Below are 13,440 nucleotides of genomic sequence, written 5' to 3'. Positions count from 1 at the left end.
ACCGGACCCCAGGGCATGGGCCACGTGGTGCTGCCCGCCCCCCGCCAGGCCGAGACCCTGGCGTTCTACGCCGACGTCCTCGGCTTCCTGCCCCGCGGCGCCATGAAGGTCGCCGACACCCCCGCAGGCCCCGTCCGCGTCCGCTTCATGGGCGTCAACCAGCGCCACCACAGCCTGGCCGTCGTCCCCGCCCCGCACGACGGCGACCCCGGCCTGGTCCACCTGATGGTCGAGGTCGACACCCTCGACGCGGTCGGCCGGGCGCTGGACAACGTCACCCGGCTGGGCTTTTCCATCTCCTCCACACTGGGCCGCCACACCAACGACAAGATGATCTCCTTCTACGTGCGCGCCCCCGGCGGCTGGGACATCGAGTACGGCACCGACGGCATGCTCGTCGACGAGACCTACTACACCGCCGAAGAAATCACCGCCGACAGCTACTGGGGACACGACTGGTCCGGCTCCGAGCCGCTGGCCGCGTTCGTCCCTCCGGGGAAGTGACGCCGGTGCACCCGGTGGAACCGGTCAGCGCCCGCGACCTGGGCGGTTACGACCACGAGTGCGACGTGCTGGTGGCCGGGTTCGGCTGCGCGGGCGCCGCCGCGGCCTTCGAGGCGGCCACGGCGGGCGCGAGCGTACTGGTGCTGGAGAAGGCCGGCGGCCCCGGCGGCACCTCGGCGGTGTCGGGCGGGGAGCTGTACCTGGGCGGCGGAACGCGGATCCAGCAGGCGTGCGGCTTCGATGACACGCCCGACGAGATGTACGCCTACCTGGAGGCGGCGCTCGGTCCGCACGCCGACACCGCCAAGCTGCGGCTGTACTGCGACCAGAGCGTGGAGCACTTCGAGTGGCTGCGCGCCCGGGGCGTCGCTTTCAAACCCAGCCTGTACGACGCGCCCACCTGGATGCCCTACACCGAGGACGGGCTGATGTGGCTGGGCGAGAACGCCTGGCCGTACAACACCCTCGCCAAGCCCGTCCCGCGCGGCCACCGCCCGGTGGCCAAGGGCTTCGGCGGCCAGGTGCTCATGGAGAAGCTGACGGCCGCCGCCATCGAGGCCGGCGTCGTCACCCACGCCGACACCGCCGCCGCCAACCTGGTGCTGGACGACGAGGGCCGGGTGGCCGGCGTGGTGGCGCGCAGGTACGGCGAGCGGGTCACCTACCGGGCGCGCAAGGCGGTCATCCTCACCACCGGCGGCTTCGTCGACAACGAGGAGATGCTCGCCCACCACGCCCCGGTGCTGATCGGGCACGGCAAGGTCAGCGACGGCAACAGCGACGGCTCCGGCATCCGGATGGCCACCGCGATCGGCGCCGCCACCCGCCGCATGGGGGTGGTGGAGGTCGCGCTGACCGCGCTGCCCGCCATGCTCGTCCGCGGGATGCTGGTGGACGGCCTGGGCCGCCGCTTCATCAACGAGGACGTCTACCCGGGCATGTTCAGCCACCACGCCGTGCTGCACCAGCCCGGCCCGTACTGGGCGGTCGTCGACGAGGAGGGCTTCGAGTCCGTTCCCGAGGACGAGCGGTGGGGGGTGCGGCCCGCCTTCGCCGCCGAGAGCCTCGCCGAACTGGAGGCGGAACTCGGCATGCCGCCGGGGTCGCTGGAGAACACCGTCGAGGTCTACAACCGGCACGCCGAGAAGGGCGAGGACCCCTACTTCCACAAGGACCCCAGGTGGCTGCGCCCGCTGCGGCCCCCGTTCGCCGCGATCGACCCGCGTGAGGGATTCTTCGGCCTCGGCCGGGAGGGCTCCGGCACCGGGACCGGCGTCAACGGGTTCACCCTCGGCGGGTTGCACACCACCGTCGACGGGGCCGTCCTCAACCATTCGGGCGCGCCGATCCCCGGCCTGTACGCGGCCGGACGGGCCGCCGCCGGAATCCACGGCGAGGGCTACGTCAGCGGGACGTCCCTGGGCGACGGCACGTTCTTCGGCCGCCGCGCCGGACGCGCCGCGGCCGGGGCGGGTACGGCGTAAAGCAGGCCGTACCCGCCCCGGCACGGCTTCAGGCGTCGACGATCTTCAGCTCGCCGTTCAGGACCGCCTCCCGGATCGCCGACAGCAGGGCCGGGCAGGTGGCGTGGCGGTCGTCGGCCAGGCTGGGGCAGGCGGCCATGGCCTCCTCGGTCCACTGGATGCTGGTCTGCTCCCAGCTGGACTTGCGGGCCAGCACCAGGCCGTCGCACCGCCGGCACCGCACCGGCCGCATCGGCATGCCGTCGGTCAGCCGGTCGTCCTGGCGGACCGTCATGCCGGCTGCCCCTCGGCGGCCCGGCGGGCCAGGTTCTCCTCGGTCTCGCGGGTCCACGCCTCCACCGGCCGGGTGGTGTCGATCTCGTACTCGAAGCGGCCGGTCATCTCCGGCGTCACCTCGGCCGCGTCGGTGTAGAACTGCTCGTACCAGCGCCGCAGCTGGTAGACCGGGCCGTCCTCCTCGCACAGCAGCGGGTTGTCGATGCGGGTCTTGGTGCGCCAGACCGCGATGTCCTGCTCGAAGCCCCGCTGGATGAAGCCCGACAGCTTGCGGGCGGTCACCTCGGCGGCGGGGCCCTTGAGTTGCTCGCTGCGCCGCACGATGATCCCCGAGTGCAGTGAGAACGAGTGCTCGTCGATCGGATAGTGGCTGTTGATCAGCACCGACTCCAGGTCGAAGCCCTGGTAGTGGTACGTCAGCTCGTCAACCATGAACGCCGGCCCGTGGTAGGTCGCCACCGAGGTGTTGCCGAGCATCGTGTTGCCCTCGGCGTCGGGCCTGGCGATGTCCGGGCGGGTCTTCCCCTTCATGATCTGGGTGGCGGTGTGGCCCTCGAAGATGTTCTTGAAGTAGGTCGGGAACGAGTGGTGGATGTAGAAGAAGTGCGCCATGTCGACGACGTTGTCGATCACCTCGCGGCAGTTGGTGTGCACGACGGTCTCGGTCCACAGCCAGTCGGTCCACTCGTCGCTGGTGACGCCCTCGATGCGAGGGATGGTGACGTCGGCCGGGGGCGGATTGCCCTCCGGGTCGTTCCAGACGAACAACAGCTCGTCCTGCAGCAGCGTCGGCCATGCGGCGGTGCGGGCCCGCAGCGGCACCCGGCGCGAGTAGGGGATCTTCTTGCAGCGCCCGTCGCCGCCCCAGCGCCAGTCGTGGAACGGGCAGGCGATCTCGTCGCCCTTGACGGTGCCCTGGGACAGGTCGCCGCCCATGTGCCGGCAGTAGGCGTCCAGCACGTTGAGGTTCCCGTTCGCGCCGCGGAAGACCACCAGCTTCTGGCCGAAGGCGTTGACGGTGTGCGGCCGGCCGTCGGAGAACTTCTCCGCCGGTCCCAGGCAGTGCCACCCCCGGGCGAACCGGGCGGGGATCGCCTCCGCCTCGATAACGCGGATCGCGTCGGACTCGGCTGCGGTCACGATGGATCATCCCTTCGGGGCCTGTCGGTTCGGACTGCACGCTATGCCGCGGGTCCGGTGACCGGCCGGTGAGTCCCATTGGCCGGGACGCCCCCGTACCGGCGGCGGCGGCGCCGTGATCTGCTGCTCCGGCAGGGCGAGTGCGAGGAGAACGGCGATGAGCGACGAGGTCCTGGAGGCGGTGCGCGGGCTGCTACCGGGGATCGCCGACCGGGCCCGGTCCGTCGACGAGAAGGGGCGCATCCCCGAGACGACGATCCGGGAGCTGACCGGGGCCGGGGTGTTCCGGATGCTGCAGCCCGCCCGGTACGGCGGCGCCGAGGACGACCCGGTGGCCTTCTACCGGGTGGTCCGGGACGTCGCCGGCGCCTGCGGCTCCACCGGCTGGGTGACCGCCGTGCTGGGGGTGCACGCCTGGCACCTGGCCCTGTTCCCGGACGCGGCGCAGCGCGAGGTGTGGGACGCCGGGCCGGACGTGCTGGTGGCCTCCTCCTACGCCCCGATCGGCCGGCTCACCCCGGTGGAGGGCGGGTACGAGCTGTCCGGGCGGTGGGGGTTCTCCTCCGGCTGCGAGTTCGCCTCCTGGGTGCTGCTGGGCGGGCTGGTGGTGGGCGCCGAGGGCCGGCCCGTGGACTTCATGACCGTTCTGGTGCCCGCGCAGGACTACGAGATCCACCAGGTGTGGGACTCGATGGGGCTGCGCGGCACCGCCAGTGACGACATCGTCGTCGACCGGGCGTTCGTCCCCGAGCACCGCACGATGCGCAACTACGACCTGGCGCACCTGCGCGCGCCCGGACGCAAGGTCAACACCGGCCCGCTGTACCGGATGCCGTTCGGCACGGTGTTCACCACCACGGTCGCCGCCAGCGTGATCGGCACGGTGGACGGCTGCTACCGCTCCTACGTGGCGGCGATGCGTGACCGGATCCGGCTCAGCCTGGGCGGCGGCCGTTTCGTGGAGGACCAGTTCGCGCAGGTGTCGGTGGCCCGCGCCGCCTCGGAGATCGACGCCGCCGTGCTGCAGACCGAACGCAACATCCGCGAGGTGTACGAGCACGCGGTGGCCGGCGAGCCGATCCCGATGGAGCTGCGGCTGCGCGCCCGCCGCGACCAGGTGCGCGGCACCGAACGCGCCATCGAGGCCATCGACATCCTGTTCAAGACCGCCGGCGGCAACTCGCTGCGGCGCGGCCACGTCATCGAGCGGGCCTGGCGCGACGCCCACGCCGGCAGCGTGCACGTCGCCAACGACCCCGAGCGGGCCCTGTCGATGTACGGCCGCGGCGAGTTCGGCCTGACCGTCGAGGACAACCTCGTGTGAGCCGAGTGTGAGCCGCGTGTGAGCCGCTCCGGACGGCCGGGACGCCGGCGGCGGTGCTCCGCCCGCCGCCGCGAAGCCGTTCCCGTCCTGCCGTCGGTGGTCACCGGGGCGGCGCCACCAGGCCGCTCTCGTAGGCGATGATGACCAGGTGGACGCGGTCGCGGGCGTCGAGCTTGGCCAGCAGCCGCGCCACGTGCGCCTTGGCGGTGGCCACGCTGATGAACAGCTCGGCGGCGATCTCGGCGTTGGACAGGCCGCGGCCGACCAGGGTCAGCACCTGGCGTTCGCGTTCGGTGACGCCGGTGACCTCCCGCCGTGGCGGGGCGGGCTCGGGCCGGGCGGCGAACTCGGCGATCAGGCGGCGGGTGACGCTCGGCGCGATCAGCGAGTCCCCGGCGGCGACCACCCGGATCGCCGCCAGGATGTCCTCCAGCGCCATGTCCTTGACCAGGAAGCCGCTGGCACCGGCCCGCAGCGAGCCGTACACGTGGTCGTCGTCGTCGAACGTGGTCAGCACCAGCACGCGCGCCGTCCCCGGCCCGGCCGTGATCACCCGAGTGGCCTCGATGCCGTCCATGCCGGGCATGCGCAGGTCCATCAGCACCACGTCGGGGCGGACGTCGGCGGCCAGCCGGACCGCCTCGGCCCCCGTCCCGGCCTCGCCCACCACCTCCAGGCCGGGGGCGTCGGCCATGAGCACCCGCAGGCCCGCGCGCACCAGCGGCTGGTCGTCGGCGAGGACGATGCGGATCGTCATCGGCCCTGCTCCGGCAGCGGCAGCCGCGCCCGCACGCGGAAGCCGCCGTCGGGACGCGGCCCGGCGCTGAAGCGGCCGCCCAGCAGGGCGACCCGCTCCCGCATGCCGACCAGGCCGTACCCGGTGCCGGGGACGCCGCCGCGGCCGTCGTCGTCCACCTCGATGACCAGCTCGTCGTCCCCGTGCTCGACGGTCACCCGGCAGGCGGGGACGCCCGCGTGCCGCACGACGTTGGTGACCGCCTCCTGGACGATCCGGAACGCGGCCAGGTCCACGTCACTGGGCACCGGCCGCCGCCGTCCCCGCCACGTCACCTCGATGCGGACGCCGGCGTCCCGCGATGAGGCGACCAGCCGGTCCACGTCGGCCAGTCCCGGCGCCGGGGTGAGGGGCGCGCCGCCCGGTTCGGCCCGGCGCAGCGCGCTCACGGTCCGGCGCAGCCCGGTCAGGGTCTCGCGGCTGGTGGCCTCGATGGCGGCCAGCGCCTTGCGGGCCTCCTCGGGCCGGGTGTCCATGACCCGGGCGCCCATCCCGGCCTGGATGGCGATGACGCCGACGCTGTGCGCGATCATGTCGTGCAGCTCGCGGGCGATCCGGAGCCGTTCGGCGGCGACCGCCCGGGCCGCGGCCTGGGCGCGCAGCTCGGCGGCGTGCTCGCGGCGCTCGCGGAGCGAACGGCCGGCCGTCCAGGCGGTCAGCAGCGCCATGACCAGGAACACCACGGTGCTGACGAAGTTGTTCTGGCCGGAGGTGTAGTAGGAGGCGGAGCCGACCTGCACGAGGAGCGTCATGGTGACGGCGGCGATCGCGGTCCAGCGCGGCCGGGTGGCCACGACGAAGCCGACGGCGAGGTCGTTCGCCAGCGCCAGCAGGTAGCCGGTCTCCCAGGAGGGGACCGTCGCCGTCGCGGTGAACGAGCCGGCGAGCATCAGCGCCAGGGCCGGCAGCGGCCTGCGCCGCAGCAGTCCGACGAGCAGGACCGTAAGGCTCGCCGGAAGGAGCACCTGCAGGAGGGCGGGGTCCTGTGAACCGCTCTGCCACACGCCCAGCAGCAGGACGGGGAACGCGACGGCCCCGCACCAGGCCAGAGCCGACCACGCGACCGGGGACACGCGCTTGAGCAGCGGAGACGAGAGGGCGGACACCCGCCGATCGTAAACGCCCGCTCCCGGCCGGGACATCGGCCCGCAGGCGTACGCCCACGGGCCACCCGTGCCGCCACCGAGTGTGGCCGGTGGCCCGATGCCGCGCGGCCCCGGCCCACGGCACCGTGGGCCGGGTGATCGAAGTGAACGAACTGACCAAGCGCTATGGCCGGACCACCGCGGTCGACGGCCTGACCTTCACGGTCCGCCCCGGACACGTCACCGGGTTCCTCGGCCCCAACGGCGCCGGCAAGAGCACCACCCTGCGGATCGTCCTCGGCCTGGACGACCCCACCAGCGGATCCGCCACCGTCAACGGCCGCCGCTTCCGGGACCGCCCGCGCGGGCTGCGCCACGCCGGCGCGCTGCTCGACGCGGGAGACGTGCACGGCGGACGCAGCGCGCGGGCGCACCTGTCCGCCCTGGCCCGCAGTAACGGGATACCGCGCCGCCGGGTGGCGGAGGTGCTGGCCGAAGTGGGGCTGGCCGAGGTGGCGCGGCGCCGCGTCGGCGGGTTCTCCCTCGGCATGAAGCAGCGGCTGGGCATCGCCGCCGTCCTGCTCGGCGACCCTCCCGTGCTGCTGTTCGACGAGCCGCTCAACGGCCTGGACCCCGAGGGCGTGCTGTGGGTGCGCGGCCTGTTCCGGCGACTGGCCGCCGAGGGCCGTACCGTGCTGGTCTCCAGCCACCTGATGGGGGAGATGGAGCACACCGCCGACCGGCTCATCGTCATCGGCCGGGGCAGGCTGATCGCCGCGGAGACCGTGCCGGAGTTCGCCGCCCGCGTCACCCGTCCCCGCGTGACCGTGCGCGCCTCCGACCCCACCGCCCTGACGGCCCTGCTGACCGCCGAGGGCGCCGCGGTGCGGCCGGACGGCGCCGGGACGCTCACGGTGACCGGGCTGGACGCCGCCCGCGTCGGCGAACTCGCCGCCGGCCGGGGCATCGCGCTGCACGAACTGGCCACCCGCACCGCCTCCCTGGAGGAGGCGTTCATGAAGCTCACCGCCGACAGCGTCGAATACCCGGCAGGAGACCCCAGATGACGGCACCGGCGACATCCCGGCCCGGCACGTCCGCGTCCACCGACGACCCCCCGGCCCGGTTCGGCGACCTGCTCGCCGCCGAGTGGATCAAGCTGTGGTCGCTGCGGTCCACCTTCTGGGTGCTCGGGCTCGGCGCGCTGACCCTGATCGGGCTCAACGTGCAGGCCACCCTCGCCGACCACCGGCTCATGGCGTCCTGGTCCGCGCAGCGGCTGGCCGACTACAACTGGATGAACGACGCCTTCGGCCAGTCCCCCTACCTGCTGCTGATGATCTGTACGGGTGCCATCGGCGCCATCACCATCGCCGGGGAGTACACCAGCGGGCTGATCCGCACCACGTTCGCGGCCGTTCCCGCCCGCCGCTCGGTGGTGGCGGCCAAGGCGGCCGTCGTGACGGTGGTCATGACCATCCTCGGCACGGTCGTCGCGGTGACCTCGTTCGGCGTGACCCAGGCCATCCTGTCCACCCGGGGAGGCGGGTACTCGTTCACCGACCCGGGCGTCCCGCAGGCCATCGCGGCGTCCGCGCTCATCGCACCGGTATGCGCGCTCATCGGCATGGGCGTCGGCGCGCTCATCCGCCACACCGCAGCGTCGGTCATCGGCGTCTTTGCGGTGCTCGTCATGCTCCCTGAACTCACCAAGGGCAGAAGCTACGCCTGGGTGGTCGACCTCCACAACGCCATGCCCTGGCCGGCCTGGGCGACCCTGCGCAACTCCCCCTGGCAGGACGTGCCGGACCCCTACGCGGCAACGGCGACCGGGTCCTGGATCGTACTCGCGCTCTGGCCCCTCGCCGCCGTACTCCTCGCCACCCTCGCCGTACACCGCCGCGACCCGTAACGCGCACAATCGCCACTCATCGGCCTGCGGACGAGCGCGCCGCAGTGCGGCCTCGCAGGACCCTGGTTCAGGCGGCGATGGGGGTCAGGAAGATCCAGACGTGGCCGAACGGGTCGCGGAGCATCGATTGCCGGGCACCGTAGGGCATGTCGGCCGGAGGGGAGAGGAGTTCGGCCCCGGCGGCCACGGCCTGGGTGGTCAGCGTGTCCACGTCCGGCACATAGACGTGCAGGACGACGGATGCACCGCCTTCACCAGGGGGCGAGAACGGCGTGTCGGCGTCACCGAGCATGAGGGTGGAGCCCTGAACGCTGATCTCGGCGTGGACGATCCGCCCTTCGTCCCCGTCGAGCCGGAAGAGTTCAGTGGCGCCGAACGCCTTGGCGTAGAACTCGATCGCCTCTGCGGCTCCGTCGACCATGACGTGGGGGATGACCGCGTACTGGTAATGCTCGGGAATCTCCATGCGGGCCACGGTAGGGACGCATCGATCCCCCGGCATCGGGCGAGGGACGCCCTCCGCACTCCGTCAAAAGTCCTAGGCCGGGCCTCCGCCACCCTGGCCTGGCAGTCCTCCCGGCACGACGCCGACCCGAGGGCTCCGCTCGTCCCGGCTGCGGACACGTCCCGGACCGGTTCCGCCACCAGCCCACCTCCCCCTCGACAACAACCTGCCGCCATCGAGGGTGAAGCCGATCAACTCCCACGTCCCGGACCCGGCCCGGCGTGTCACCCAACCCGGTGAACGTTCGTGATCACCGCACTAGCCTTCGCGTGTGAGTTCAACGACCCACTCCTATGCCTACGTGCGCGCGTCCGCCGTGCACGAGATCCCGGGCGGGCGCTCCCTCGCCCTGGAGACCTCGGGCGGTGCCACGCCGGACGGCGAGGCGGCCAATCCGCGGTTCTTCGACGGGTTCCTGACCGCGCCGGCCGCCGCGGCGACGGCGCTGCTCGCGGTCGCCGGCGTCGCCGCCAGCCGCTACTACCAGCCGCGGCCGTCGGCCTTCCTGGACCCGGTCGTCACGGCCGGCGGCGACCGGTTGCGGCTGGAGTCCTTTTCCGCCTGCTGCGGCGTCCACGCGCGCCTCGACGTCCTCGCCCCCGGCCTCGACGGTGACGACGTCGGCCACGGCACCACCAACGTCGACATCAACCCACCGCTGCGCCTGGCCCTCGCCAGGATCGGCGGCCTGGACCCGCTGCACCTGCGGGTGGGGCCGGACGGGCTGGAAGCCACCACCTTCGACGGCCGGTTCGTGGAGAAAAAGGTCCCGCTGCCGGAGCGCTGGCTGCGCGGCTTCGCGGAGGCCCAGGTGATCGCGGCGGGCCTCGTCCCGCGCGCCGAGATACCCGCCACGGAGGCGGCCGCCGTCCTGCGGTCGCTGCCGCGGCCCACCCAGCGGTCCGGCGCGCACACGACACGCTGGGTGGCTCCCTCAGACCGCACCCTGCGCCCGGCGACCAGGCCGTCGCCCGGTGCCGTGTGCCTGCCCGGCTGCGAGCGACTGCTGAGCCTCCAGCAGGTACTGCGGCACGCATCGACGGTGCGGGTGTACGCCCCGGAGCCCGAGCGAAGCCATGAGGAGTGGAGCTGGGCCCAACAGGACCGGACCGCGCCCGTCGCGTGGGAGGCTGCGCTGCCCGGCATGCGGCTGACGCTCCTGCTCTCCCCGCACGCCTCGCGCGGCTTCTCCGGCGAGGGCGGCGTGCTCGACGACCTTGCCACGGGACCGGCGGCGCGGGACACCGACCGGGTGGCGGAGCTGCTGGCCTGGGAGCCGAAGATCGACGTGGCCGAGCTGTCCGCACAGTCCGGCCTGGAGCCCGGAAGCGTCCGCGCGGCCCTGACGATGCTGGGAACCTCTGGGCAGATCGGCTACGACCTCGCGGAAGAGGCGTACTACCACCGGCACCTGCCCTACGCCGCGGGCGCCGCCGAGACCCGCAACCCGCGGCTGCGCGGAGCGAAGGCCCTGGTCGCTCAGGGCGCGGTCCGCATCGACGGCGCGCTGGCGTGGGTGGGAAAGGACGAGCACGCCTACCTGGTCCGCATCGAGGATGGCGAGCGGATGAGCTGCACCTGCCTGTGGTGGGCGAAGTACCGGGGTGGTCGCGGACCGTGCAAACACGTACTCGCCACCCGCATGGTCCGGAACACGAAGAAGGAGTCGGCACGTTGAGGCTGATGGCACTCGTGGAGGCCGGTGACGTCCCCGGCGTGCTCCGGGCACTGGGCGAACTCGGCGCGGAGCAGCGCGCGGCCCAATTGCCGGAGCTGACCGCCCGCTACGAGGAGATGGGCTTCCCGGGCTGGCTGAAGCTCACCGACGAACAGCGTGTGGCCCTGGCCAGCGCACGGCTGGGCTGCCAGGTGACCCCGGACGCCGCGGCCCGCCACCTCCACTCGGGCGGACGCTACGTGCCCACGCACGACGACTGGATGGTCGACGTCGTGGACCTGTTCCCCGTCGCATGGCGGACCGAACTCGTGGCGCGGCTCGACGAGCAGGTGCGGGAGGGCAGCGGTTCACAACGCCTGCACCTCGTCGTCGACCACATCGTCCGCACCACCGGCTGCCCGATGCCGGAATCCGACTACTTCGTCGAGGGCTGGCTGAGGAAGCACTCGTACGGCCCGTCGGGCGATCTCCTGGAGCGGTTGCGCGAGGACCCCCTGACCCCCACGCTTCTTCCGCTGGTCCTGGAACGGTCGTCCGTCTCCTTCACCAGCCAGGTGCTGTCGGCCCTGTGCACCTTCGCCGCCGAGGGGATGGTGGACCGTGCTGCGCTGGTCCGCCGTACCTTCGAGATCGTGGCCGGCCAGCGTCCGGCCGCCGCCATCCACTTTTGGCAAGCCGTCCCCCTCACCGCCGACGAGCACGCCCGGACGGCACCCGAACGGGCTGCCCTGGCCGAAAAGCTGCTTGTACGTCTTCTCCAGGGCGGCGGACCCAAGACGATCACGCCGGCCGTGGCGTTCCTGCGGGCTCTGGCCCTCACTCCAGCCGAAAAGGCTCCCTTCCTCCGGGACTACGTGGCCATGCTCGACCTGTCGTCCCCGGTGGCCTCCTACGGCCAGGAGGTCCTGCGCGAACTGGACGAGGCGGGGCTGCTGGAGGAGGACGTGCTGAGCGAGGCGTGCGAACGTATCCTGCTGCGCCCCGAGAAGAAACTGGTGCGCGCACAGCTCTCCTGGCTCGACCGGGCGGCACGGCGGGTGCCCGCGCGCGCGGGCCGGATGCTGGCCGACGCGGCGCTCGCCTTCGGGCACCCGGATGTGTCTGTGCAGGAGCGCGCCCTCCAGCTCGTCGCCCGCCATCTGAAGAACGCGGGGGACCCGGTACGGGCGGAGCTCCGGACGGCTGCCGCGTCGCTTGGGCCGGGGCTGTCCGCGCGCGCCGCGGAGCTGCTCGGCACGGAGCACGACACCGGCGCCGAGCGGGTCGCCGAGGCCGAGGTGCTGCCCTTCCTGCCCGGGCCCCGGCCGGTGCGGGGTCCCGTCGGGACGGCCGCCGAGGTCGCCCAGGAGCTGGCGGTGGTCCTCACGGACGACGACGTGGTGGCGTTCGAGCGCGCGCTGGACGGGCTGGTCCGCCATGCCCGGCTCGACCGTGCGGCGCTGTGCCGGGCGCTCGAACCGGTCATGCGCAGGAAACCGGGTGTCCACCGTGATTGCGGGCAGAGCGATCTGTACGACGTGGCGGCGGCCGTGCGGGGCGACGAGCCGAGGAAAATGTACGGTCTTCCCCACCGCCGAATCAGTCACGGCGAGGCGATCTCCCCGCCCGGCAAGTTGCTCATGGCGCGTCTGACGGAGGCCCTCGATGTGATCGAGTCCGGCGCGCAGCCGTTCCTGCTCGCCCTGCCGACCGACGTCACCGGCGCGGTGGACGCGGGCGTGCTGGTGGAGCGCGTCGCCGAGCTGGAGCGTATGCGGGTCGAACCGGCACCGGTCGATCTGGCGCAGGCCCTGCTGCGAGTGACCCCCACAGCGGATGAGCAGGTGCGGCGCGCCGCGGATGACCTGCGGTCGGACGCCGGCCGGCGGCTGGCGCGCTGGCTGCGCGAGGGTGGTCTGCCGCACCAGGATTCGACTCCGGAGAAGTGGCCGGCCGCCGATCCGGCCGACGCCCCGCCCGGACGCTGGGAGCCCGCGCCCCTCGGACCGGATCAGGACATTCCGCTTCCGCCGGTCGCCGCGGCCGTGTTCGGCACCTACGAACGGGACCGTTCCCTCACAGGCGGCCACAGCCCTTACGCCGCCTACGCCGCACCGTACTGGGTCGCTCAGCTGCCACATCACCGCGACAAGGTGGCCGCACACGCCAAGGACTCGGTGAACGGCCGCATGCTCGCGCGGCTGGCCGAAGCGGGCGGCCCGGCGGGGTACGCCCTGCACTGGCAGATCGCCTGGAAGATCGGCTACCCTTGGACCGGCTACGACCGTGACGCCGCGGTGGACGCCCTGCTCTTGCTCGCCGCCCAGGGGCAGCTGGACGGCCGGCTGCTCGCGGGGCAGTTGCAGGCGTTGATACGCAACGGATCGAGCTCACCGAAGCGCGTCACCGACGGACTGCGCGCGGCGGCCGAGACCGGCGCGTACGCCACGGTCTGGTCCGTACTGGAGGCCGCCCTGCCCGCGCTGCTGCGCGGCACACCGGTCCGGGAAGCCGGGGCATTCCTCGCGCTCGCGGTCGAGTGCGCTTCGCGCTGCGCGGCCAAGGGCCGTATCCCCGAGGTCGAGGCGGTGGCCGCGCGCACCGGATCGAGCCAGACGGTAAAGCACGCCAGGCTGCTGCGAGACGTCCTGAGCTGAGACCACCGGCCCGCCCCGCCCCCGGGCCGCCATGTCGTGTCAAGCCGCTTGAGGAAGCTCTTCCACGCCCGGCCGGGCCCTTCGTCGGATGTCGGATGGT

The 13,440-nt window shown here is 72.9% G+C and carries 12 protein-coding genes; 7 read left to right on the top strand and 5 right to left on the bottom strand.

Translation table 11 applies throughout. The features are described 5' to 3' along the window. Together C4U03_RS31995 and C4U03_RS31990 are read left to right on the top strand one after the other, a co-directional pair. Window positions 1-504: VOC family protein (locus C4U03_RS31995; RefSeq protein ID WP_200827607.1), on the top strand; the 504-nt coding region annotated here is incomplete at its 5' end. 14 nt (window positions 505-518) lie between these two features. Next, a complete protein-coding gene (locus C4U03_RS31990; RefSeq protein ID WP_103943262.1) occupies window positions 519-1,988 on the top strand; it encodes an FAD-dependent oxidoreductase in 1,470 nt (489 codons plus the stop codon). Window positions 1,989-2,016: 28 nt separating this feature from the next. Here the strand turns inward: C4U03_RS31990 and C4U03_RS31985 are convergent, their stop codons facing one another. Continuing rightward, window positions 2,017-2,262, bottom strand: a complete 246-nt coding sequence (locus C4U03_RS31985; protein WP_103943233.1) for a ferredoxin — start codon at window positions 2,260-2,262, stop codon at window positions 2,017-2,019. Then, window positions 2,259-3,404 (bottom strand): Rieske 2Fe-2S domain-containing protein, encoded by a 1,146-nt coding sequence (locus C4U03_RS31980; RefSeq protein ID WP_103943232.1) that lies wholly within the window; start codon window positions 3,402-3,404, stop codon window positions 2,259-2,261. The genes C4U03_RS31985 and C4U03_RS31980 overlap by 4 nt, the downstream gene beginning before the upstream one ends. A 157-nt stretch (window positions 3,405-3,561) precedes the next feature. On the opposite strand from C4U03_RS31980, the gene hsaA reads away from it, so the two are divergent. Then, window positions 3,562-4,728, top strand: coding sequence for a 3-hydroxy-9,10-secoandrosta-1,3,5(10)-triene-9,17-dione monooxygenase oxygenase subunit (gene hsaA, locus C4U03_RS31975; RefSeq protein WP_103943230.1), 1,167 nt, complete (start codon window positions 3,562-3,564; stop codon window positions 4,726-4,728). A gap of 100 nt (window positions 4,729-4,828) precedes the next feature. On the opposite strand, the gene C4U03_RS31970 is transcribed toward hsaA, so the two are convergent. Together C4U03_RS31970 and C4U03_RS31965 are read right to left on the bottom strand one after the other, a co-directional pair. Then, window positions 4,829-5,485: a response regulator gene (locus C4U03_RS31970; protein ID WP_103943228.1), complete on the bottom strand. Its 657-nt coding sequence runs from the start codon at window positions 5,483-5,485 to the stop codon at window positions 4,829-4,831. Next, entirely contained in the window at window positions 5,482-6,630 is a 1,149-nt protein-coding gene (locus C4U03_RS31965) for a sensor histidine kinase (RefSeq protein WP_235018274.1), read from the bottom strand. Before C4U03_RS31965 ends, C4U03_RS31970 begins: the two co-directional genes overlap by 4 nt. A 134-nt stretch (window positions 6,631-6,764) precedes the next feature. Between C4U03_RS31965 and C4U03_RS31960 the strand changes: the two genes are divergently transcribed. Then, window positions 6,765-7,676: an ABC transporter ATP-binding protein gene (locus C4U03_RS31960; RefSeq protein WP_200827605.1), complete on the top strand. Its 912-nt coding sequence runs from the start codon at window positions 6,765-6,767 to the stop codon at window positions 7,674-7,676. Further along, a complete protein-coding gene (locus C4U03_RS31955; protein ID WP_103943224.1) occupies window positions 7,673-8,521 on the top strand; it encodes an ABC transporter permease in 849 nt (282 codons plus the stop codon). The genes C4U03_RS31960 and C4U03_RS31955 overlap by 4 nt, the downstream gene beginning before the upstream one ends. A gap of 67 nt (window positions 8,522-8,588) precedes the next feature. Here C4U03_RS31955 and C4U03_RS31950 read toward each other — a convergent pair whose 3' ends face one another. Beyond that, the gene (locus C4U03_RS31950) at window positions 8,589-8,987 is read right to left on the bottom strand and encodes a VOC family protein (protein ID WP_103943222.1); all 399 of its coding nucleotides are present in this window, start codon (window positions 8,985-8,987) and stop codon (window positions 8,589-8,591) included. A 310-nt stretch (window positions 8,988-9,297) separates the two neighbouring features. Here C4U03_RS31950 and C4U03_RS31945 point away from each other — a divergent pair, with 310 nt between their 5' ends. Both C4U03_RS31945 and C4U03_RS31940 read left to right on the top strand, forming a co-directional pair. Continuing rightward, complete coding sequence (locus C4U03_RS31945) at window positions 9,298-10,704, top strand: SWIM zinc finger family protein (protein WP_200827604.1); 1,407 nt, start codon at window positions 9,298-9,300, stop codon at window positions 10,702-10,704. Between the two features lie 5 nt (window positions 10,705-10,709). Beyond that, window positions 10,710-13,340 carry a DUF7824 domain-containing protein gene (locus tag C4U03_RS31940; protein ID WP_103943218.1) on the top strand — a complete coding sequence of 877 codons (2,631 nt, stop codon included), beginning with the start codon at window positions 10,710-10,712 and terminating at the stop codon, window positions 13,338-13,340. The last annotated feature ends 100 nt before the right edge of the window (window positions 13,341-13,440 follow it).

It is taken from the genome of Thermomonospora echinospora (assembly GCF_900108175.1).
GTDB lineage: Bacteria > Actinomycetota > Actinomycetes > Streptosporangiales > Streptosporangiaceae > Thermomonospora > Thermomonospora echinospora.
This window is presented reverse-complemented; position numbering and strand designations above follow the sequence as displayed.

Excerpts from the sequence above, each read along its gene's own strand:
- C4U03_RS31985 (WP_103943233.1), bottom strand. The coding sequence starts at position 2,262 with ATGACGGTCCGCCAGGACGACCGGCTGACCGACGGCATGCCGATGCGG.
- hsaA (WP_103943230.1), top strand. The coding sequence starts at position 3,562 with ATGAGCGACGAGGTCCTGGAGGCGGTGCGCGGGCTGCTACCGGGGATC.
- C4U03_RS31970 (WP_103943228.1), bottom strand. The coding sequence starts at position 5,485 with ATGACGATCCGCATCGTCCTCGCCGACGACCAGCCGCTGGTGCGCGCG.
- C4U03_RS31955 (WP_103943224.1), top strand. The coding sequence starts at position 7,673 with ATGACGGCACCGGCGACATCCCGGCCCGGCACGTCCGCGTCCACCGAC.
- C4U03_RS31950 (WP_103943222.1), bottom strand. The coding sequence starts at position 8,987 with ATGGAGATTCCCGAGCATTACCAGTACGCGGTCATCCCCCACGTCATG.
- C4U03_RS31940 (WP_103943218.1), top strand. The coding sequence starts at position 10,710 with ATGGCACTCGTGGAGGCCGGTGACGTCCCCGGCGTGCTCCGGGCACTG.